This is a genomic window from Chryseobacterium joostei (assembly GCF_003815775.1).
Lineage (GTDB): Bacteria > Bacteroidota > Bacteroidia > Flavobacteriales > Weeksellaceae > Chryseobacterium > Chryseobacterium joostei.
Genome location: NZ_CP033926.1, coordinates 2,373,591 through 2,395,132 on the forward strand (window position 1 = coordinate 2,373,591; position 21,542 = coordinate 2,395,132).

Annotated in this window: 19 protein-coding genes; 6 read left to right on the top strand and 13 right to left on the bottom strand. The window is 34.7% G+C overall.

What is annotated here, in order from left to right:
* Positions 1–73: 73 nt before the first annotated feature.
* Positions 74–745: a tRNA (guanosine(37)-N1)-methyltransferase TrmD gene (gene trmD / locus EG359_RS10845; protein WP_076354576.1), complete on the bottom strand. Its 672-nt coding sequence runs from the start codon at positions 743–745 to the stop codon at positions 74–76.
* Positions 742–2,004, bottom strand: a complete 1,263-nt coding sequence (locus EG359_RS10850; protein ID WP_076354577.1) for an NAD(P)/FAD-dependent oxidoreductase — start codon at positions 2,002–2,004, stop codon at positions 742–744. The genes trmD and EG359_RS10850 overlap by 4 nt, the downstream gene beginning before the upstream one ends.
* A 65-nt stretch (positions 2,005–2,069) precedes the next feature.
* Here EG359_RS10850 and EG359_RS10855 point away from each other — a divergent pair, with 65 nt between their 5' ends.
* The gene (locus tag EG359_RS10855; protein WP_076354578.1) at positions 2,070–2,933 is read left to right on the top strand and encodes a glycoside hydrolase family 25 protein; all 864 of its coding nucleotides are present in this window, start codon (positions 2,070–2,072) and stop codon (positions 2,931–2,933) included.
* 82 nt (positions 2,934–3,015) lie between these two features.
* Here the strand turns inward: EG359_RS10855 and EG359_RS10860 are convergent, their stop codons facing one another.
* Positions 3,016–4,665 (bottom strand): alpha/beta fold hydrolase, encoded by a 1,650-nt coding sequence (locus EG359_RS10860; protein ID WP_076354579.1) that lies wholly within the window; start codon positions 4,663–4,665, stop codon positions 3,016–3,018.
* Positions 4,666–4,810: 145 nt separating this feature from the next.
* Positions 4,811–5,323: a 5' nucleotidase, NT5C type gene (locus EG359_RS10865; protein ID WP_076354580.1), complete on the bottom strand. Its 513-nt coding sequence runs from the start codon at positions 5,321–5,323 to the stop codon at positions 4,811–4,813.
* A 203-nt stretch (positions 5,324–5,526) separates the two neighbouring features.
* On the opposite strand from EG359_RS10865, the gene EG359_RS10870 reads away from it, so the two are divergent.
* The gene (locus tag EG359_RS10870; protein WP_076354582.1) at positions 5,527–7,422 is read left to right on the top strand and encodes an ABC-F family ATP-binding cassette domain-containing protein; all 1,896 of its coding nucleotides are present in this window, start codon (positions 5,527–5,529) and stop codon (positions 7,420–7,422) included.
* Between the two features lie 66 nt (positions 7,423–7,488).
* Here the strand turns inward: EG359_RS10870 and EG359_RS10875 are convergent, their stop codons facing one another.
* Positions 7,489–8,544, bottom strand: coding sequence for a Gfo/Idh/MocA family oxidoreductase (locus EG359_RS10875; protein ID WP_076354584.1), 1,056 nt, complete (start codon positions 8,542–8,544; stop codon positions 7,489–7,491).
* A 182-nt stretch (positions 8,545–8,726) separates the two neighbouring features.
* Between EG359_RS10875 and EG359_RS10880 the strand changes: the two genes are divergently transcribed.
* The 3 genes from EG359_RS10880 (at position 8,727) to EG359_RS10890 (ending at position 12,470) form a co-directional block, all read left to right on the top strand.
* Complete coding sequence (locus EG359_RS10880) at positions 8,727–10,964, top strand: TonB-dependent siderophore receptor (protein ID WP_076354586.1); 2,238 nt, start codon at positions 8,727–8,729, stop codon at positions 10,962–10,964.
* Between the two features lie 89 nt (positions 10,965–11,053).
* Complete coding sequence (locus EG359_RS10885; protein ID WP_076354588.1) at positions 11,054–11,569, top strand: hypothetical protein; 516 nt, start codon at positions 11,054–11,056, stop codon at positions 11,567–11,569.
* Between the two features lie 310 nt (positions 11,570–11,879).
* Complete coding sequence (locus tag EG359_RS10890; protein WP_076354590.1) at positions 11,880–12,470, top strand: outer membrane beta-barrel protein; 591 nt, start codon at positions 11,880–11,882, stop codon at positions 12,468–12,470.
* A gap of 98 nt (positions 12,471–12,568) precedes the next feature.
* Here EG359_RS10890 and EG359_RS10895 read toward each other — a convergent pair whose 3' ends face one another.
* A complete protein-coding gene (locus EG359_RS10895; protein ID WP_076354592.1) occupies positions 12,569–13,204 on the bottom strand; it encodes a peroxiredoxin in 636 nt (211 codons plus the stop codon).
* A gap of 96 nt (positions 13,205–13,300) precedes the next feature.
* On the opposite strand from EG359_RS10895, the gene EG359_RS10900 reads away from it, so the two are divergent.
* A complete protein-coding gene (locus EG359_RS10900; RefSeq protein ID WP_076354594.1) occupies positions 13,301–14,188 on the top strand; it encodes a mechanosensitive ion channel family protein in 888 nt (295 codons plus the stop codon).
* A gap of 157 nt (positions 14,189–14,345) precedes the next feature.
* Here the strand turns inward: EG359_RS10900 and EG359_RS10905 are convergent, their stop codons facing one another.
* The 7 genes from EG359_RS10905 to EG359_RS10935 form a co-directional block, all read right to left on the bottom strand.
* The gene (locus EG359_RS10905; protein WP_076354596.1) at positions 14,346–14,843 is read right to left on the bottom strand and encodes a hypothetical protein; all 498 of its coding nucleotides are present in this window, start codon (positions 14,841–14,843) and stop codon (positions 14,346–14,348) included.
* 78 nt (positions 14,844–14,921) lie between these two features.
* Positions 14,922–16,112, bottom strand: a complete 1,191-nt coding sequence (sucC, locus tag EG359_RS10910; protein WP_076354598.1) for an ADP-forming succinate--CoA ligase subunit beta — start codon at positions 16,110–16,112, stop codon at positions 14,922–14,924.
* Positions 16,113–16,389: 277 nt separating this feature from the next.
* On the bottom strand, positions 16,390–17,667 hold the full coding sequence (locus EG359_RS10915; RefSeq protein WP_076354600.1) for a chloride channel protein: 1,278 nt from the start codon (positions 17,665–17,667) through the stop codon (positions 16,390–16,392).
* Between the two features lie 79 nt (positions 17,668–17,746).
* On the bottom strand, positions 17,747–18,430 hold the full coding sequence (locus EG359_RS10920; RefSeq protein ID WP_076354602.1) for a hypothetical protein: 684 nt from the start codon (positions 18,428–18,430) through the stop codon (positions 17,747–17,749).
* A gap of 69 nt (positions 18,431–18,499) precedes the next feature.
* A complete protein-coding gene (locus EG359_RS10925; RefSeq protein ID WP_045500850.1) occupies positions 18,500–18,886 on the bottom strand; it encodes a DUF423 domain-containing protein in 387 nt (128 codons plus the stop codon).
* Position 18,887: 1 nt separating this feature from the next.
* A complete protein-coding gene (locus EG359_RS10930) occupies positions 18,888–19,976 on the bottom strand; it encodes a hypothetical protein (protein ID WP_076354604.1) in 1,089 nt (362 codons plus the stop codon).
* A 166-nt stretch (positions 19,977–20,142) separates the two neighbouring features.
* Positions 20,143–21,471: a hydroxymethylglutaryl-CoA reductase, degradative gene (locus tag EG359_RS10935; protein ID WP_076354606.1), complete on the bottom strand. Its 1,329-nt coding sequence runs from the start codon at positions 21,469–21,471 to the stop codon at positions 20,143–20,145.
* Positions 21,472–21,542 lie beyond the last annotated feature (71 nt).

The window sequence follows — 21,542 nt, forward strand, 5'->3', positions numbered from 1 at the left end:
AATATTATTCCATTTGAGATATTAACAAACGGAATCAATAAAAAAACGGTGTTTAAAGGTGTTTAAATAGCTTTTAAAGCAGATCAGGACGTTTTTCCTTTGTAATCCTTACCGCTTCATCATGGCGCCATTCTTCAATTTTACCAAGATTTCCACTTAACAAAATTTTAGGAACCTCCAATCCCTTATAACTTTCAGGTCTTGTATAAATAGGAGGAGACAGAAGATCATCCTGAAAACTGTCTGTTAATGCACTTTGTTCATCATTTAAAACTCCGGGAAGCAATCTTATAATAGAATCAGCAAGCACACAGGCGGCTAACTCACCTCCTGTAAGAACGTAGTCTCCAATTGAAATTTCCTTTGTAATATGCAGGTCTCTAACTCTTTGATCAATTCCTTTATAATGTCCACAAAGAAAAATCAGATTATTTTTAATAGAAAGAGAATTGGCTATTTTTTGATTCAGGGTTACTCCATCAGGAGTCAGATATATAACCTCATCATATTCTCTTTGGGATTTAAGCTCTGAAATACATTTGTCTATTGGCTCTATCATCATCACCATTCCTGCGCCGCCTCCGTAAGGTTCATCATCAATTTGCCTATGCTTATTGATTGCCCAGTCTCTTAGATGATGAAAATGCACTTCCGCCAGTCCTTTATCCATTGCTCTTTTCAAAATAGAGGTATGAAACGGACTTTCCATCAATTCTGGAAGTACGCTTATTATGTCAATTCTCATTGTAATGTTCCGTTTTTCTTACTAGGTATAATAATTAATCTTAAAGAAGAATCTTTGTTGATATAGCTCCACATCCAGTTAAAGAATATGGCCAGCTTATTTCGAACGCTCAAAATTAGCATTAAATGGAGAAACATCCAGAAATACCATGCTAAAAATCCTTGAAATTTAATGAATGGTAAATCTACAACTGCTCTATGCTTTCCAATAGTGGCCAGCGAGCCCTTGTCATCATATTCATATTCGTTCCATTCTCCTGAGGTTTTCTTTAAAAGATTTTTGCCCAGATTCTTTGCTTGATTAATAGCTACATTAGCAACCTGGGGGTGGCCTTGTGGATATTTTGGTGTCTCCATATAAGCTATATCACCAATTGCGTAAATGTTGTCGTAGCCTTTTATTTTATTGTATCGATCTACTATATATCTGTTTCGAACTAATTTATCTTCCGAAAAGCCATCTATTACATTTCCTGTAACACCTGCTGCCCAAATAACATTATTAGATGGTATTTCTTTGCCACTCTTCAGATGCACTTTTTCTCCGTCATAATCTGTAACAATTTCTCCGCTCATGAAAGTTACGCCAAGATCCTTAAGATACTTTTCCGATTTTTCCTGAGCTTCACTACTCATTACTGCAAGTGGCTTTTCTGTGGAACTTACCAGAATAATCTTTAAATGATCAAAGTTCATGTAAGGATAATCTCTCGGAAGGATATCTTTTTTCATCTCAGCAAATGCTCCCGCAAGCTCTACCCCTGTTGGACCACTTCCTACAATAACGATATTCCAGTTTCCATCATCGCTTCTGCTCTTTTCAATAATCAGTTTTTCAAAGGTCATCAAAACATGATTTCTGATGCTGATTGCTTCCTGCGTATTTTTCATCCCGAAAGCTTTTCCCTCAAGTTCTTTGTTACCGAAGAAATTAGTTTTACAGCCTGTTGCAATAATCAGTTTATCATAGGTGAATTCTGCCTCATCGGTAATCACCTTATTGTTTGCAGTATCAATTTCCCTGACATCTGTCATTCGGAACTGAGTGTTTCTGGATTGCTGAAAAATCTTTCGAAAAGGGAAAGAAATATTGGAGGGTTCTATCCTCCCGGAGGCTACCTGATAAAAAAGCGGCTGAAACATATGATGGTTCATCCTGTCTAGAACAATAACCTTTTTGTTCTTATTATTTAATGTTTTTGCAAGCTGCAGCCCCGCAAATCCTCCTCCTATAATGATGATTTTTTCGCGTGTTTCCATAATACACAAATTTACTGATTTTATTTAGCATTTAGCAGTGAAAAAAGTTAGTTTTGCAAAACTTTATGACACCAAGAAAGTACACCAAAAAAACTGCCAAACAGATTCATAAGACCCGTCGAAAGAATTATTTTTTCCGTCGATGGGTGATATTAGCAATCTTAATAGTTGCTTTAATTGGAACTGGCTTTTACCTCAAACAATCCGTAAGTTATTACTACGCCTTGTACTTCAATAAATTTACTCATAAAAAACTTCATAACAGCGAAAAGGAAGCTTCAAGGATTCAAAGAATTTTAGCAAATAATCTTGATAAAACCTATGGCTTTGATGTTTCTCATTATCAAAACAGAGAAGACATCAAATGGGACAGCCTAAGCATTGGAAATAAAACAATTCCGTTGGAGTTTGTGGTAATGCGTGCAACAATGGGAAACCGTAGTGCTGATAAGCATTTTGATGAATTCTGGGAAATGGCCAAGAAGCACAATCTCATTCGTGGAGCTTATCATTTTTATAGAGCGGATGAGGATCCTGTGATTCAGGCCAACAATTTTTTAGCTAATGTAAAATTGGAAAGTGGAGATCTCCCACCTATTTTGGACATTGAAAAAATCCCAAAACGTAAAACCAATAAAAAATTGATTGAGGACTTAAAGGTATGGTGTAAAATTGTAGAGGAAACGTATGGTGAGAAACCCATTATTTATACTTACTATCATTATTACAAAGATTTTCTGAAAGGAGAATTTGAGGGCTATCCACTATGGTTGGCCAACTATAACGACGTCCCTACTCCGTCTCCTAATGATCAGTGGGATTTTTGGCAATTTACTGAAAACGGAATTGTTCATGGGATCAATACCAAGGTTGATCTTGATATTTACAATGGAAATTCCTGGTCTTTAAAAAGACTGACGTTGGATTGATAGAGAAGAAGCCAAAAGATGGAATTTATTGTAATTCGAAACAGCAATACCCAACCTCCATCTTTTTGTCTTTAGGCTTTAATTATTTTTTCAAGAATTTTATAATATCGGCATTTAATTCATCAGCTTTTTCAAAAGGAACCATGTGGGTAGTATCCTTATAAATTTTCAGTTCTGTGTTAGGAATTTCTTTTGCGATAAATTCTGTATGCTCTGGCTTAATAACATCCTTATCTCCCACAACAACCAATACCGGACTTTTTATTTTATTCAAATCTTTTTTACTGATGTTAGGTTCAGTAAGCATAATCTTTAATAATCTACGTTCATTGAATACTTCAGGAGTATTTACTTGATTTAGCTGGGTCATTTGACTAGAGAACCGAGCAAGAAGTTTTTCATCTACTCCTTCAGGAAAAGCGTTGGCTCCGATTATGATTAGCTTATTAAGATTATCCGGATATTTCAATGCAAATTCTAATCCTGTACATCCTCCATCACTCCATCCTGCAATATTAACTTTATCAAGCTTCAGATGATCTGCCAATGCTTTTACATCATCTGCAAACAATTTATAGGTAAAATCTGTCTGTGAGGTATCCTTACTTTTTCCCTGCCCTCTTGTATCTATTGCAATTACCTTATATTGCTTAGATAAAACAGGAATCTGCTGATAATAATCCTTTATACTCCCTGAATTGCCATGAAGCAAGATCAATGGTTCTCCGTCCCCATAAACCTCATAATAAAGATCAGTATCTTTCAATTTCAGGTATTTTCCTGCAGATTGATTTTTACCGTATATGGATTGATCTGCTTCCTCTATATATTTTGAATTGTCAGAAATCCAATTCTGAAGATCATCATCCGAATATCCACCCTCATCCTCTTTTGTATCTTTTCCGTTTTTATCCATTTTCACATCAATATTAATAGCTGGCGCCGCGATTGACATTTTCATCCAGTCACCGTAAAATTCTCTTATAAACCCTGTCCTGAATAATTCCGCACTAATCTTAATGCTTCCATTAAATTCTTTTAAAAACTGAATTCCAACAAAAAACTTGCCCTGAACCCAGATATTCTGATCATTGACATCCAGTGTGTAGGTTCCGTCTTTTATCATATCTTCGGTAAGTTCAACGGTAATTTCTTCATCCAGAATGTTTTTATCCGGAAAACCATTTTTCTCACTGTAAATACTGTATCGCATCAAAACTGGTTCAGTGGAAGTGTAGCGGGCGATATTCAGATTAATATTCTTAATCTTGGATCTTTTCTTTGCATTAAATTCCAGAGCTGTTTCTCCTAAAAAATCCTGTTTACTCATTGCCGGATTCACTGAATATAAAACACTTTTTGTCTTTGTATTGACACCCCAGTTTTTATCTACCAGCTTTTTAGGCTTAATGGCAATTTCCTTAATATTTTTAATCTTCTCTTTTAAAAATATCTTCTGCTGATCATGCTTTTTAAAATCCTGTACCGTTTCTTTATACAACTCATATCCCGGTACTTCAATCTTTACGATTTGCTGTGGGTCTAGCTTCGAAAGGTCTATTGAAAAATTTCCTTTCTCGTCAGAAATTGTTCCATTGGTCTTTTTTTCAATTCCAACTTTTACATAAGGAATAGGCTGGTTTTCATTTTTAGAAATAATTGTTCCGGAAATGACTTGTGCATCAAGTGTGTAAATAGCCAAAATAAAGAATAAGGCATTAAGTTTTTTCATGTTAAAAGTTTGATGCAAACTTATTTATTTTGCTTGACCAATCTTCATAAGGTCTTATTAAATTTGGTTGCCTTTTAGTTAAAGTTGTTTTAAATTCTCTGTATTCAAGGGAAATTCTCTACAAAATTTAAATATCATCCTATTTCTACAAAATATTCATGATTTCTTCCCATGAATTTACCCGTTGGTAGGTCTCATTTTCTATCAGCTCATTATGGGGTTGGGTAAAAATCAGTCTGTCGCCTGAGAAATGATCTAAATTCTTTGGATAATCATCAATCATTACATCCCCCGATACTACTCTTTTGCTTCCACAAAGAACAATCTGTTCCCATGTGATGAATGGAAAATGCTCAGCCAGCCAGTCATATTTTTCCCTCAGACTGTTGGGAAACTCCATTCCTGCAGAAACAATGTAGAGTTCATATTTATTGTTTAGATATTCCATCGCTTCACGGCTGCCTTCCATTACAGGCAAGGTGCGGAAAAAACCTACCTCATTCACATGCTTTTTCCCGTTAGGAAAGACCTCTAATTCAGGCTTCCCAACCATAGTACCTACTTCAAGATCTTTTCCTGTATCTCTTTTTTCAAATTGTGCCAACTGATGATATACATCCGCCATTACTCCATCCATATCAACAATTACTTTTTTCATACTTCATTATATTATTTGTTATTAACGATTATTTTTGATCCACTGCTATCAAATTTACTGAATAGTTTTCTCAGGCAGTGGACACAGTTTATTAAAAAATCGTAAATAATCATTTTTATAAAAGACGTTCCAGAAAGTTTTATGGTTACATTTTCGTATTTTTGCCGTTCTATTCAAAATTAAAATCAAACCATTAATTTCCAATGAATTACGTTTCTGCAGAAAATCTTACCAAATCCTACGGCATCAAAGTTTTGTTTGAAAACATTTCTTTTCACATCAATGAAGGAGACAAAATTGCCATTGTTGCCAAAAACGGAAGTGGAAAATCTACCCTTCTGAAAATTTTAATGGGTAAAGAAATTGCAGACAGTGGCACTGCAATCATCAACAAGGATATTCAGGTGGTATTATTTGACCAGGAAATCGATTATGATCCCAACCTCAACATTGAGGAATTTATGATGACACTGGATTCTAAACCTATTCTTGCCCTGAAGAATTATCATAAGTCTCTTCATTCCACCGATAATGACTTTATTGAAAAAGCATTGGCTGATATGGAAGCTCACAAAGCATGGGACCTTGAAAATGAAATGAAGCAGATTCTTTCCCAACTTAAGATTACTGATCTTGAAGCAAAAATGGGAACCCTTTCAGGAGGCCAGATCAAACGTGTAGCATTGGCGAAATTATTAACAGAAACCAGAGCTGAACACAGACATACGCTACTGATTATGGATGAGCCTACCAACCACTTGGATGTGGATATGGTAGAATGGCTTGAAAATTATTTGACCAAAGCAAAAATCACCTTATTACTGGTTACCCACGACAGATATTTCCTAGACAGTGTCTGCGATATTATTTGGGAAATGGAGGATGGAAACCTTTATTTTCACAATGGTTCATATGCCACTTATCTTGAGAACAAAATGATTCGTGAGGATAATCTCAATGCAACCATTGATAAAGCAAATAACCTTTACAGAAAGGAATTGGAATGGATGCGAAGACAGCCTAAAGCAAGAACCACAAAGTCCAAAAGCAGAATTGATTCTTTTTACGAAACTGAAAAAGTTGCTAAAACAGATACCAGAAAACAGGGTCTTGAACTAGATTTTGAAATGAAGCGTCTGGGCAATAAGATTCTTGAACTGAAAAATATTGATAAAAGTTTTGGAAATAAGGTATTATTAAAGGATTTCAGCTATCAATTTCAACGTGGTGAAAAAGTAGGAATCATTGGGAAAAACGGAGCGGGCAAATCTACTCTTCTTAATATCATTCAGGGTTTTGAAAAATATGATAAAGGTGAGATTGAAACCGGAGAAACTATTTCTTTTGGATATTTTGCACAGAAAGGACTTACGTACAAGGAAGATGAGCGTGTTATTGATTTCATTAAGGAAATTGCAGAATTCTATCCTTTAGCGAATGGAAAAAGTCTTTCTGCATCACAGTTTTTGAGATTATTTTTATTTGATGATCAAACGCAATACTCACCTATCTCAAAGTTATCAGGTGGAGAAAAAAGAAGACTGCATTTAATGTATATTCTTTATCAGAATCCTAACTTTTTGATTTTTGACGAACCTACAAATGATCTGGATCTTCCCACATTAACGGTTCTTGAAAACTTTCTTCAGCAATTCCAGGGATCTTTAATTATTGTTTCCCACGACAGATATTTTATGGACAGGATTGTGGATCATGTCCTTGCTTTTGAAGGAGATGGAAAAATAAGAGATTTTGTTGGAAACTTCTCTGAATATCGTGAAGCAAAAAGCAGAGAAGATGCCCTGGAAAAAAATACCGTTGTAAAACCCGAACCGGTTAAAGAAACTATTTCTATTCCGGAAACGCCTCAATCTTCTAATACGCCAAAAAGGAAACTGACCTTTAAGGAACAGAGAGAATTGGAAACCATTGAAAAAGAAATGCCTGAGCTTGAAGAAAAGCGTGCAAAGATCTTGGACCAGCTTAATAATGAAAGTGATTATGAAAAAATAGCCGGTCTTTCCTCAGAGCTGGAAACAATTTCCGAAAAACTGGAAAACCATGAGATGAGATGGCTTGAATTACAGGAAGCATTATAAAATTTTGAGCTAGGAACTATGAATTGGTCATTAACATTTGAACCAATTCATAATTCTTAGTTTATATTACAGCTTAACTATGCTTTGCTCTTTTGTGCTTTTTAGTGAAGCATCTATAATCTTCATATTCTGAATTACTTCTTTTCCCGGTGATGGTAAAGGATATCCAAAGACAATATGCTCGTAGATTTGCTGGTAATAATTCATATAATTTCCCGCTTCACTTGAAGTTAATGTCCTTACTGTTTCAGAGTTTTCATTTAAATAGTTTAAAATTCCGTCTACCTCTTTCAAAGGCTCCATCCAATCTTTACCATAGACAGGAATTGCTCCGGCAACCAATTCACTTTCCTGATTATCTGTTCTTTCCTGTAAAAAACTTCCTCTGTCTCCATGTATGGTATAGGCATAATGAGCTTCTTTACTGAATACTGATGATTTCAATCTTACCCTTAAATCATCTTTATAGAATAAGAGAATTTCAAAATAATCATTAGCGAATTCCGGACCTTTCATGGAAAATACATCCGCAAAAAGCTTTTCGGGATAACCAAAATACTGTACAGCCTGATCTACAAGATGAGCACCAAGATCATGAAGTGACCCTGAACCTATCTGATCCGGATTTTCCTTATGCTGCTTTCCACTTGATGTAGTACGGAAACGATCAAAACGGATTTCAGCTTCTTTAATATTTCCAAGTTTCCCTTCTGTTAAAATCTTTTGTACCTGTAAGAAATCACGATCAAATCTTCTATTCTGATATACACTTAGAAACAAACTCTTTTCTTCAGCAAGTTTTACAAGTTCTTCAGCTTCCGCAACATTTACTGTAAATGGTTTTTCAACAATAATATTTTTTCCGGCCTCAAGTGCTTTTTTTGCATATTCATAATGTGTCTGAACCGGTGTATTAACAATCACCAGCTCTATATCTGCATTTTTAAGCATTTCTTCTACTGAGTGATAAATGGTTGCTTCAGGATATTTTTCTTTTGATTCCTCTTTACTTCTTTCTACCACAGCAGAAATAAAAAACCCCGGATGTTCTTTTAAAAAAGGGGCATGAAATACCTTGCCACTCATTCCAAAGGCGCAAAGCCCTGCTTTTACCAATTGCATAATTTATTTTTAAAACAAATATATTCATAAAAACTCCAGATTTTCCCATCCACAATAACAATAGAAATAATCCATTTATTTCACCTAAAAAAATATGACAAAAATCACAAAATTATTTTTATCTATTCTAAACAAATACTTACATTTGCGCCTTATTTAAAACTGTTCTACATAAAAATAAAATGAAAAGACAACTACTTTCCTTAGGTCTTCTATTTATCGCTGTTTCAGCAAGTTCTCAGATGAAAAATGCTGAAGCAGATACCATCAGAACCCAAACCATTGAAGATATTAATCTTCATAAAACAGGAAATCCTAACCAGGCAAGAGCATTATCTACAAAGTCAAACCTGACGGTAATGGAGAATCCTCAGCCCATCGCAATGGTTACTCATGAGATTATTGAGCAGCAGCAAGCAAAACAACTGAGTGATGTTCTTCAAAATGTGAATGGAATGTACGTTACTTCATCCAGAGGTAATTCTCAGGATAGCTTTGGAGGACGTGGTTTTATCTTAGGAAATGACAATATTTTCAAGAATGGAGCAAGGATAAACAGTGGAGTCTTCCCTGAAGTAAGTGGTCTTGAAAGAGTAGAAGTTTTAAAAGGAGCCAACGCAATGCTTTATGGAAATACTGCTGCCGGAGGTATTATTAACATGATTACGAAAAAACCTAAATTCAACTTTGGCGGAAGTATAGGATTAAATGGCGGAAGCTGGAACTCCTACAAACCAACTGTAGATTTTTATGGCCCTTTATCTAAAAATATTGCGTTTAGAATAAATGGAGCTTATGAATATGCTGAAAGCTTCAGAGATGTTGTACAATCTGAAAAATATTACTTCAATCCTTCATTCTTATTTAATTTAAGTGAAAAGTCTCAATTAATTGTTGAGGCAGATTATCTTAAAAATAATTTCACTCCTGATTTTGGTCTTGGATCTATTATCAATCCTGACGGAAGTTTCAAAATAAACGATTTGCTCCCTAAAAATGCATTCTTAGGAGCAGACTGGCAATATCAAAATGTAGAACAACTATCTACCAACGTAACTTTCAATCATCAGTTTAGTGACAGATGGAGCTTAAATACTGTTGCTTCATTCCAAAGTTATACTAAAGACTACTACTCAACGGAAAGAGTACAATGGTCATATGACAAACCGAACAACAGGTATTACTGGGCAAGACCTTTAAACAAAACATTTAACGAACAAAACTATACTTCATTACAAGTTAATATTAATGGAGAGTTCAATACGGGAAAAATTAATCACAAGGTTTTAATGGGTACCGACGGGGATTATGGAGTTCAAAATAACTATACTTATACCAACCCAACCGTTTATGGAACTAATGGCAATACCTCAGCTATTAATAATAACCTTTATCTAGATGATCCATCAAGTTGGGCTAGTGGAAAAATGCCTGATGCATCTCTAAAAGACAGAACTAGAATTCCTACTCAGAGATTTGGTATTTACATTCAGGACTTCATCAGCCTTACCAAGCAATTTAAAGTAATTGCAGGTTTAAGATGGTCTTACCTAGAAACAATGACTAACACCAAGAATACCTTTGCAAATAACCTTGGGGATGTTGATCAAAAAAATACAGCTATATCAGACAGAGCATTTTCACCTAAAGCAGGTTTAGTCTACATGCCAAATGAAAACCTTTCAGTATTTGCAACGTATACAAACTCTTTTGCACAAAATACAGGAAAGGATATTTTTGAACAAGCATTAAAACCTACAACAATTGATCAGTATGAAGTAGGTGTAAAGAAAAACCTTTGGAACAATGCTTTAGCTGTTAACCTAACAGCATATCAGATTATTTATAATAACTATTACCAAACAGCTCCCCAATTGGCAAACGGGCAAGCAAATTCAGATTCTTTCTATAAAGAATTTGCTGGAAAAATGAGAAGCCGAGGAGTAGAGTTGGATATTACAGGAAATCCAACAGAAAACTTATCCATCATCGGAGGTTTCTCTTACAATAATTCAGTATATATAGATACACCAGAAGAATTCGGATATGTCGAAAAACAGAGATTGGTAAGAACACCTGCTACAACAGCAAATGCTTCCGTATTCTATAAATTCACCCGTTATGCAAAAGGCCTAAAAGTAGGTGCAGGAGCTTACTTTATTGGGGATAGATTAGCAGGGTGGAATGATACAAAAAATGGTTCAACCGGACTGGGTGCAAGAAACGGGATCAGTAGATCATTTGCATTAAAAGATTATACTACTGTAATGGTATCTGTAGGATATGAATGGAAAAAATTCTCAATTCAAGGGAAAGTGGGTAACCTGTTTAATGTCGAAAACTACAACGTTCACGAAAACTATTCAGTGAACCCAATTACGCCAAGAAACTATTATTTCACATTGACGTACAAACTTTAGAATTAATTATATAATTACTTCTTCATTAAAAGTGGAAACTGCAAAAATGCAATTTCCACTTTTGAAATTTAAAAACAAAACAATACGATATGGATAAGATTAAAGACACGAGAACTTTCATGAGAATTATGCACCGTTATCTGGGGTATTTCCTAGCCGGTATTATGGCGGTGTATGCAGTAAGTGGAATTATTTTGGTATACAGAGACACTGATTTTCTAAAGAGCGAAAAAAAATATGAAAAAACTTTATCTGCTAACCTTTCTGAAAAAGAACTTAAAAAGGAGTTAAAGATGAAAGGTCTTGAAGTGGAGAAGACTGAAGGTACAATTCTTCATTTTAAAAAAGGAACTTATGATTCAGCAACAGGAGTCGCTAAGTATTCAAAAATGGAATTGCCTTTTGTACTCGATAAAATGGTTTCTCTTCACAAATCACAGTCTAAAGATGCCATAGCGCCTCTAAGTGTATTTTTCGGAGTTGCTCTTTTCTTTTTTGTTATTTCTAGTTTCTGGATGTTTAATCCTAAGACTAAAGCATTCAAACGTGGAATCAAGTTTACTATTGCCGGTCTAATCATTTCTGTAATTCTTTTATTTATTTAAATTAAGTAAGCTGAAAAATAAGACAAGAAATACATAAGATCAATTATATCTGTTTTATTTGATGTCATTTAATAACAAAAAAACAGATATAATAATTTTTAAAAGTTCAACAATATTCCAATCCCAACTTACAATATCAATTATTTATCATTACAGAATCATCAGTTATATTGTTAAAAAATTGAATTGTATACCGCTCATAATCTTAACATTAATTTAGAAAAATTGTCTAAAATTAAGAGTCTGGCACATTTATTGTTTTTTCTATAATTCGTGAATAATAAACATTTAATTATTAAAATAATAAATTATGAAAAAACTTATTTTAACAGGAGTATTAGCTATAGCAGGTTTAACAGCAACTGCAAACGCTCAGATTCAGAAAGGTAATTGGATGGTAGGGGGTAACCTTGCAGGTGCCAACTTCGGTTTAAACAAAGGAGGTGGTTATGATTTTAATATTCAGCCGAAAGGAGCTTATTTCATTGAGGATAATATTGCATTAGGAGGATATGTAGATTTAGGTTTCAAAGGAGCCAAAGATGCACCGACTACTTTTACATATAACGTAGGGGCATTAGGACGTTACTATCTTAACCCGGGAGAGCAGGGAGTAAGCAACTTACTACACCACGGAAGATGGTTTCTAGAAGGTAATGTAGGTGTTGGAGGAACTTCTATTTCTAAAGGAGGCTCTTCTTCTAACGGTCTTAACTTTGGATTCGGACCTGGGTATTCTTACTTCATCACTCCAAACATCGGATTAGAAGGTTTAGTAAAATATGATGCCAATGCAGGATTCGGAAGCGGTGGATATACTAACAAAATTACTTTTGGTTTAGGATTCCAGATTTATCTTCCAACGTCTAAAGCTAAGCAAATTATCAACGACGTTAAGTAATCACTGAAATACTTATAAAAAAATGAAAGCGCCCCAGAAATAAAATTCTGGGGCGCTTTTCGTACAAATTAAAACTAAACTATAAAAAATCAAATAAATCATATATTGGGCTGAGGAGTATATCGTAAATACGGCTTTATCTCAGTAACACCCTTGGGAAATTTCTTTCTGGCATCCTCAGTAGAAATAGCAGGAGGAATAATTACATCATCACCATTTTCCCAATTGACAGGGGTCGCCACCTGATGAGCATCTACTAATTGTAGAGAATCCAGTACCCTCAAAATTTCATTAAAATTTCTTCCGGTAGAAGCAGGGTAAGTAATAATCAATCTTACTTTCTTCGCAGGATCAATAATCAACAACGATCTAACAGTAGCCGTAGCCGAGGCATTGGGATGAATGAAGTCATACAATTCTGAAATCTTTCTGTCTTTATCAGCAATAATAGGAAACTGCACATCCGTATTTTGGGTTTCATTAATATCTTTCACCCAATTTTGATGATCCTCTACTCCATCTACACTCAGAGCAATCACCTTGGTTCCTCTTTGGGCAAATTCTGACTGCAATTTTGAGGTATAACCAAGTTCTGTAGTGCAAACCGGTGTATAGTCTGCCGGATGTGAAAATAGAATACCCCAGGAATCTCCCAGATAATCATAAAAATGAATATCCCCTAAAGATGATTCTGCCTTAAAGTTGGGTGCTGTATCTCCTAGTTTGATTGACATAATGTTTCGTGCTTGTTAGTCTACAAATTTAGTAGACTTTTTGGAACTAGCAAAATTTTTACAGAAAATTTATATCTTTAATGTAAAATTTTATTCATGGAGAAAACCGGACTCAGCTACATTGACGTTGTTTATAAGGTATTGGAAAGCTGGTATATGACATTTGCAGAGCTTACCCCAAAATTAATTGTGGGAATTTTAGTATTTACATTTTTCGTTATCAGCAGTAAGTACCTAAGCCAAATTTCAGTAAAACTATTTCATCGATTCTTCCCAAAAAGCCAAAAAGAAAGCTCATTGGTGACCTTAATCAGTATATTCAAGTTTCTGATCATGCTGTTTGGGACCTTTATTTCTCTTGAAATTATGGGGTTCAGTGGTTTCCTTTGGAAGTTTATAGGAAGCTTGGGAGTGGCCGGAGTTATAGCCGGGGTTGCCTTAAAAGATCTTGTCTCCAGTATCTTTTCAGGAATGCTGATTGGGATTGATAAGGCCTTTAAGGTTGGAGATTATATTACGATAGGCACTCATTCAGGAACCGTGCAGGAAATTGGTTTTTTAACTACAAAAATATTAACCGATGATGGTAAGAAAGCTTATATACCCAATCAGGTGGTTTTCAATGCACCATTTTATAATATTACGGCTTCTCCACAGCGCAGAATTATCTTAAACTTTGAAATTCCTGCAGATGAAGATATCAGTAAGGCACAAAAGAGCATTATGGAGGTGGTTCAAAATCTTGACAATGTGGATAAGTTGGATACTGCAGAAGTAATTTTTACGGATCTGAAACAAGGATCATTCAATCTTCAGGTAAAGTTCTGGATAAAAGTAGGAGCTAATCTGGCACAGATAAAAAGTAAGGCTTATTTAGGCATTAAAGAACGTTTTGATACAGATCATATTCAATTGGTAACGCCAACGAGTATAAGTATTACGAGTGGAGAAACTAATTTTACTGAAAGCCAACAGGATAAGTAAGAAATCATTTATAAAAATATAAATACCATTTCATTTTTTGAAATGGTATTTTTTACACTATTAATAAAAGTTGAATGTCACAAAGGCGCAATTCTTTACTCAACTTTTAAAATTTTAAGACGCAAAGATTTTATCTGAATAAACTAAAAAGATTAATTTATTTCTTAGCATGCTCTTTTAAATCCCGCGTTTTATCTTTTTCGGGAATTTTCGCAATAGTATCATTTTCTACTATAACAGCCTCCCCCATAACATAATTATTATTGATTACTGCTGAATCTTCTTCCATTATATCAACTATCCCTGTTGTACTACAAACTTCTTCTTTTGGCTTTGAACAGCCTATTAAAAACAATACTAAGGAAAATAAGCCTAGTATCATTTTATTATTTTGAAAACTGAAAGGAATATATTTAAAGAAATATTTTTTTAATCTTTCTGATGAATCTATATCTTCTTTTAACTGATGGTTGTAAAACCTACCACAAATCTGCTCATCTTTTCTCTCTTCAATAATTTGTTGAATTTCCTGAGATTTCTTTTGGGTAAAATCAATAACACATTTATTACAAACAGAACAAAATCTGCCTTTTTCCTGTAGTGACATGGATTCCCAGTTTTCAGAACATGGTTCCGGAATGAATAGATTCTTCATGAAATAGCTTTTTTTATATACATTAAAAAACCGTTCCAAAAAATGAAACGGTTCTTTATTTTATTTAAAAATTTTAGATTACGCTAAAACTTCTTTTACTTTGTTTGCAGCTTCTTCTAAAGTAATTGCAGAGTGAACTGGAAGACCAGACTCGTCAATTAATTTTTTAGCTTCTACAGCGTTAGTTCCTTGTAATCTTACGATCAATGGAACTGGAAGGCTACCCATAGCTTTGTAAGCATCTACAACCCCTTGAGCAACTCTGTCACATCTTACGATACCTCCGAAGATGTTAATCAAAATAGCTTTTACGTTTGGATCTCTTAAGATGATTCCGAAAGCTGTTTGTACTCTCTGAGCATCTGCAGTACCACCTACGTCAAGGAAGTTAGCAGGGTTACCACCAGATAATTTGATGATATCCATGGTTGCCATTGCAAGACCAGCACCGTTTACCATACAAGCAACGTTACCATCTAATTTTACGAAGTTAAGACCAGCTTCACCAGCTTCAACATCAATAGGATCTTCTTCTCTTGTATCTCTTAATTCTGCAAGATCTTTGTGACGGAATAATGAGTTACCATCTAAAGTTACCTTAGCATCAACAGCGATAATTTTGTTATCAGAAGTTTTTAATACAGGGTTGATTTCAAAAAGAGAAGCATCAATTCCTGTGTAAGCATTGTAAAGAGATGAAATAAATTTCACAAATTCTTTGAATGCATTTCCTTCAAGGCCTAGGTTGAAAGCAATTTTTCTAGCCTGGAAACCTTGAAGACCTAAAGCAGGATCAATAAGTTCGTTGTGGATCAAATGAGGAGTTACTTCAGCAACGTGCTCAATATCCATACCCCCTTCAGTAGAATATACGATTGTATTTTTCCCTTCAGCTCTATCTAAAAGAATAGAAACATAAAATTCTTTAGTTTCTGATTCTCCAGGATAATAAACATCTTCTGCAACCAAAACAGAGTGTACTTTTTTACCTTCAGCAGAAGTTTGTGGAGTTACCAACTGCATTCCGATGATATTCTGAGCGTTTTCTTTAAGTTTATCCATGTTTGGAGAAAACTTAACACCCCCACCTTTACCACGACCACCTGCGTGAATCTGTGCTTTAACAACCCAAGCCTGAGCTCCAGTTTCAGCAGTCAATTTTTCAGCAGCTGCTACAGCTTCTTCTACGTTGTTTGCTACGAAACCACGTTGGATAGCTACTCCATACTTTGATAAAATCTCTTTTGATTGATACTCGTGAAGATTCATATTATTTTTATTATTTTATTTTAATATTTAAAGGTTGACAAATTTACTAAAAACAGATGAAATATCAATTTTTATTTTAAAGAAAGCATTGCATTCGTGGGAAATAAAAATCATATTTCTTCAATAAAAAAGCAAGAAAGGGTGTATACAATTATCCGTTGATTCTTTAGTTAACAATTCTCAATTTCTTATTAAGAAAATCGATAATAATTCTGGTAACTATTAAAAAAGCTCTTCAATTAAGAAAAGCTTTATCATTATTGTAAAGGAAATTATGTTATTCTTCCGATAGTTTCTCAGACTGCGATCCGATGAAAGGAATCTTCGGAGCAAGGAAATATCCCGTAAGGCTGGCAAATAATATCGGTACAAAATAAGTAAACCCTGTAAGTGTTCCTAAAATGATTGTTGTACTCATGGGTGTTCTTGTTACACATGCATTGATGGCTGCCATACAACTAACAATGGCTAAAGTGGTATCCACACTTGGAAATAAATTGTGGATAATTAGTCCCAATGTTGTCCCCACAAAGAACAACGGAATAATAAAACCTCCTCTCCAGCCGGAAGTTACTGTAATGGCAATGGCTATTATTTTAAAGATAAGGACAAGAATTAAAAAGTTCAATCCAAAGTTTCCGCCTATCAGCTGATTGATTTCATTATGTCCAAAGTATCTTGTAATGGGAAAATTATAGGCAATAATCCCTAAAATGATTCCTCCTACTAATGTTTTAATATAAATCGGGAATTTTCTGTATTCAAAAACTTTTTTGAAGAATTTTACAACAAAGATGAAGATCCACCCAAAGACGGTTCCTACTATTCCAAAAGCTATAGCGTAGGCAAAATCGTAAACTCCTGTATAGTGGTAAGCTTTCAGATCCCATGTTGCACCAATTCCCAAATGGATAATCAAGGCAAACATTAAATAACTAAAACAACTGGCTACCAACGCAGGAATAATGGCTTTATAATATTCAACTGCATGCTTATGATGCAATATTTCAAGGGAAAAAAGACTTCCTCCCAGAGGTGCTCCAAATAAGGCTGTAAAACCAGAAGCCATTCCGGCGATACTTAAAGAACGTAATTCCTCTCCTTTTAATCTGAAAATCTTCCCCAACCACGTTCCTGTAGATCCTGTCACCTGTACCAATGGGGCTTCCGGACCTAAGCTTCCCCCTGATGCTACGCAAAAAAGAGAGGAAAGGATCATTGACGGATTGTTTTTCGGTTCCAGCTTTCCTTTATTGAATCTGATGTTATTCACAATCAAATGGATTTCTCCGGGATCTCCGATAAAATGGATGACCAAGCCTGCCAATAAACCACAAATTGCCATTGTAGGAATTACCTGCCAACCTTGAAAATGGGCTAAAAATTCAGTAAAATGTTCAAGTACAATCCAATATCCTCCTGCAATAATACCTCCTACCAAACCCGTAATGGCCCACATAAAAAAAGTACGACTGAACACAAACGGATTAAACCTCATTGGCTGATCCAAGAGATTGAATGTTTTGATTAAGCGTCTCTTTCTATTGATTTTCATTTTAATTTATTTTAAATAGTAAAAGTATCTCATCATTTATCTTTACTGATGATGAGAGCTTTTACTGTATACTTTTTATTTATTCGAATGTTAATACAATAGGTTGTGCAAAGGTTTGCATAATTGGTTTGCCTTTATAAATCAAAGGTTTTTCAAAACCGCCAATAGCATATAGGAACAATCCGCTGATGATACTAAACTCTGTATCAGATGACTCACTATACCTTACTTTTTTGAACTTCCCATCCACATCAATGGTAAAATTCAACTTACAACGATAGATTCCGCCGGGAAAATCTTCCATTAAATAAACAGGAAAATTCACTGTCAGCTGTTTTTTCAATTCGGCAAGCTGTTGATAATTTTCAACCTCAGCAATATCAACAGATTTCTTTTTCTCTGATTCCAGAGGGATACCCTTTGCTTGAGGTACGTTGCTTTCAATCTGTAATCCGTTGGTTGCTTTAAATGATAGGTTTGGATCTATTTTTCCGATTATTACTTCTTTGTCATAGATGCTTTGATATAAATCTTTCAGGTTTTTTAATTTTTCACCATAAAAAAATTTATACTTTTGAGCATATAAAGCCTCATCTTTTTTGTAGTCATAACGTTTAATACTATCGGAAAAACACTTTTGAATATCTTTTATTTCTACTAAAATATTTCTGTTTAGCAAATTCCTCCCTTGTGCATTTATTTTTTGCACACTTATACAAGAAATCGTCAGAGCAATAACAAGGAATAAAAAACGATGATTCATGGTTTTATTTTTCTGTAAGCAATCTACATAATATATCGTAAATCCTTTTTTTTTGCCTGAATTGCAATATTAGATTCTATTTTTAGCAAAATAAAGAATAAGCATTCCCCAGCTTAGAATCATCAATAATCCTCCAAGCGGTGTAATAGGGCCTAAAAATTTAAGATTGGCTCCCAAATAATCCTGCAAACTAAGAAAATAGATACTCACTGAGAATAATAATGTTCCTGCAATCATTAAAATTGAAGTCCATTTTTCAGTGGAAGTTTCAAATTTTAAAATATATCCGATAATGAGCAGAAAGAATGCTGCATACATCTGGTATCTTACTCCGGTTTCAAAACTTTCCAGTCTTTCTACGGATAATATTTTCTTTAAGGCGTGTGCTCCGAATGCGCCAAGGATTACTGAAAGCATTCCATACACTGCTCCAAAAATAAGGGTAATTGTTTTCATTTTATAACTCTTCTAATTCTAGGGTTAAATATTTTTTTGTTTTATAATCCTGCCAGGTTCCGGTAATGGTTCTGCCTTTCATTTCAGCTTCCACTAATGCTCTTGGTATCCATTGGCTTGTAGCATCATCATAACGGTCATTTTCAGTGATAGAAATATGATTTCCTTTCAATTGGCCATCCCATTTAATCAGCTTTTTACTTTTATCATACCAATACTCTGCATTAAAGGAACTCATTCCTGAATGATCACTATCAGGATAAAAACGCTTGATGAGAACGGTAATTGGATATTTTCCATCAATTTTTCCTTTATACAACTTATTTCGGAAACTAGTCTTATCTATTTTTTCAGAACCTGAAATTAAATTCTTGGCATAAGAACTCCAATATTTATCCAGATCTTTATATGGAATTTCGATCTCATGACTATCCAGATCATCCAAAGCTCTCATCGCATGGTTAGAACATCTTCCTGCTACAAATGTTATTTTATCTTTTCCAAAATGGTATCTGATATCATCCAAAGACTGTTCTGTAAAACAGCCCTCATACATCCCTATTTGCTCTTCTGTTTCTTCTGTACGGTTTTTCTGAGATTTTAATTCTTTAAGGTAGTCATCCACCCTTTTCTTTACTTTTTGCTGAAGGATGTTTTCTACAGCTTTCACTGAACCTGACTGAAACAAATCCTGAGCATTGATAAAATTTCCTGTTCTCAGATCAAAATTTTTCCAGTCTGAAAAGCCTTCAGGATAAGCTCCGGAAGCTTCTCCATCCAAACCAATGCTTAAAATATTTTTAGGGGTTTCCAGTTTTTCCCAGCTATAAAAATAAATGTAGTTGGAATAAGAAGTTGTTCCTGTAGAGACCAGCTTAAATGGGTTACTTCCTGAATTCGGAACATATTCCAGCTCATCAACCTGCAGAAAAGTATTTATCTTATTCTCCACCATTGGATTTTCAGGATAAGAGATCACAGGAAAAGTAGAATCCTCTGTTTTTGGTGGCAAGTTGCTAATCTTTACATTTTTCTGTTGTGAAAAACCAAGGCTAGAAATCAACAAAAAAAACAGGATACTCTTTTTCATTATTTCGATTTTAAGTACATTAAAATAAACTTGGCAACCAAGGTAGAAATTCCCAGTATGATAAACATATTGGCGAACCTTTTGGAACTTTTAAACCCCTCCAGTGTAGTCTTTTTTAAAAAGAATCCAAAAAGAAGAAATATAACAGGTAGGATAATCTGTAACATTAGTTTCCTCTCATTCTGTTAAACTCATTGATCACCTCGTGGTGGCTCACTGTTTTATCTTTAAAATAGGCCACAAAATATTGTTTTTCCTCTTCCGTAGCACCCAATTGATTTAAGATATTCAATAAGTGCATCTTCATGTGCCCTTTCTGAATACCTGTTGTTACCAATGAACGCAGCGCTCCAAAGTTTTGAGCCAATCCTGAAACAGCCAGAATACTCATTAATTCCTGAGCTGATGGCTTTCCAAGTAAGGCCAAGGAGAATTTTACCAATGGGTGAAGATTGGTTAAACCACCTACTACCCCTACAGAAATTGGAAGATCAATCCAGAATCTGAAAACTCCGTTGTCTGTTGTACAATGCGTTAATGATCTATACTGTCCGTCTCTTGCTGCATAAGCATGAGCACAAGCTTCTGTTGCTCTAAAGTCATTTCCGGTTGCAATTACTACCGCATCTACCCCATTCATTACTCCTTTGTTGTGCGTGGTTGCACGATAAGGTTCAATTTCTGCAATCGTTACGGCTTGCTTGAATTTAGAAGCAAATTCTTCAGGAGAAATTCCACTATCATCCTTTAAATCTTCCATTTTACATGACACCTCAGCTCTGACAATACAATCAGGCGTAAAGTTGGAAAGAATGTTCATTACAATCTGCAATGAATTTTTTTCCTCCTGAGTAAAGTCTTCGCTTGTTGCCACTTCCTGTCTTAACGTTTTTCCAAACTGCTCAAGACAAGAATTGATAAAGTTGGCTCCCATTGAGTCTACTGTATCAAAGCTTGCTTTCAACTGGTAATAATTGGGCATTTCTGCTGTTTTATCAACCAAATTTATATTCAGAATTCCACCACCACGTTTTCTCATATTGGCAGTAATATCGTCTGTAGTTTCAAAAAGCTTTTTCTTTAAATTGAAATTAAAGAAATGTAATAGCTTGTGAGGTTCTACATTGAAAATAAAATGGGTATGTCCTAATTTTTCAGTATTGATAATGGTTGTTTTAAAACCTCCTTTATCAATCCAGAATTTTGCGGCCTTGGAAGCTGCAGCCACTACAGAACTTTCTTCAACGGCCATTGGAAGTGCCACTAGTTTTCCGTCGATTAAAAAGTTCGGAGCAATTCCGTAAGGCATATAGAAATTTGAAATTGTATTTTCAGAGAACTCATCGTGAAGTTTCTGAAGATCTGCATCTTCATTCCAATATTGCTTTAATATATTTTGATATTCCTGATTTCCCTCAAGGTATTCGTTTACGAGCCAGTCGATTTTTCCCTGCTTTGGAAGCTTGGAAAAACCTTCGATTGGTTTATGATTCATGATATAAACTTTAATGAGCCGTAAATATAATGATTTTGAGGTTTTATTTTGTTGATAACTTCTATGAAAAA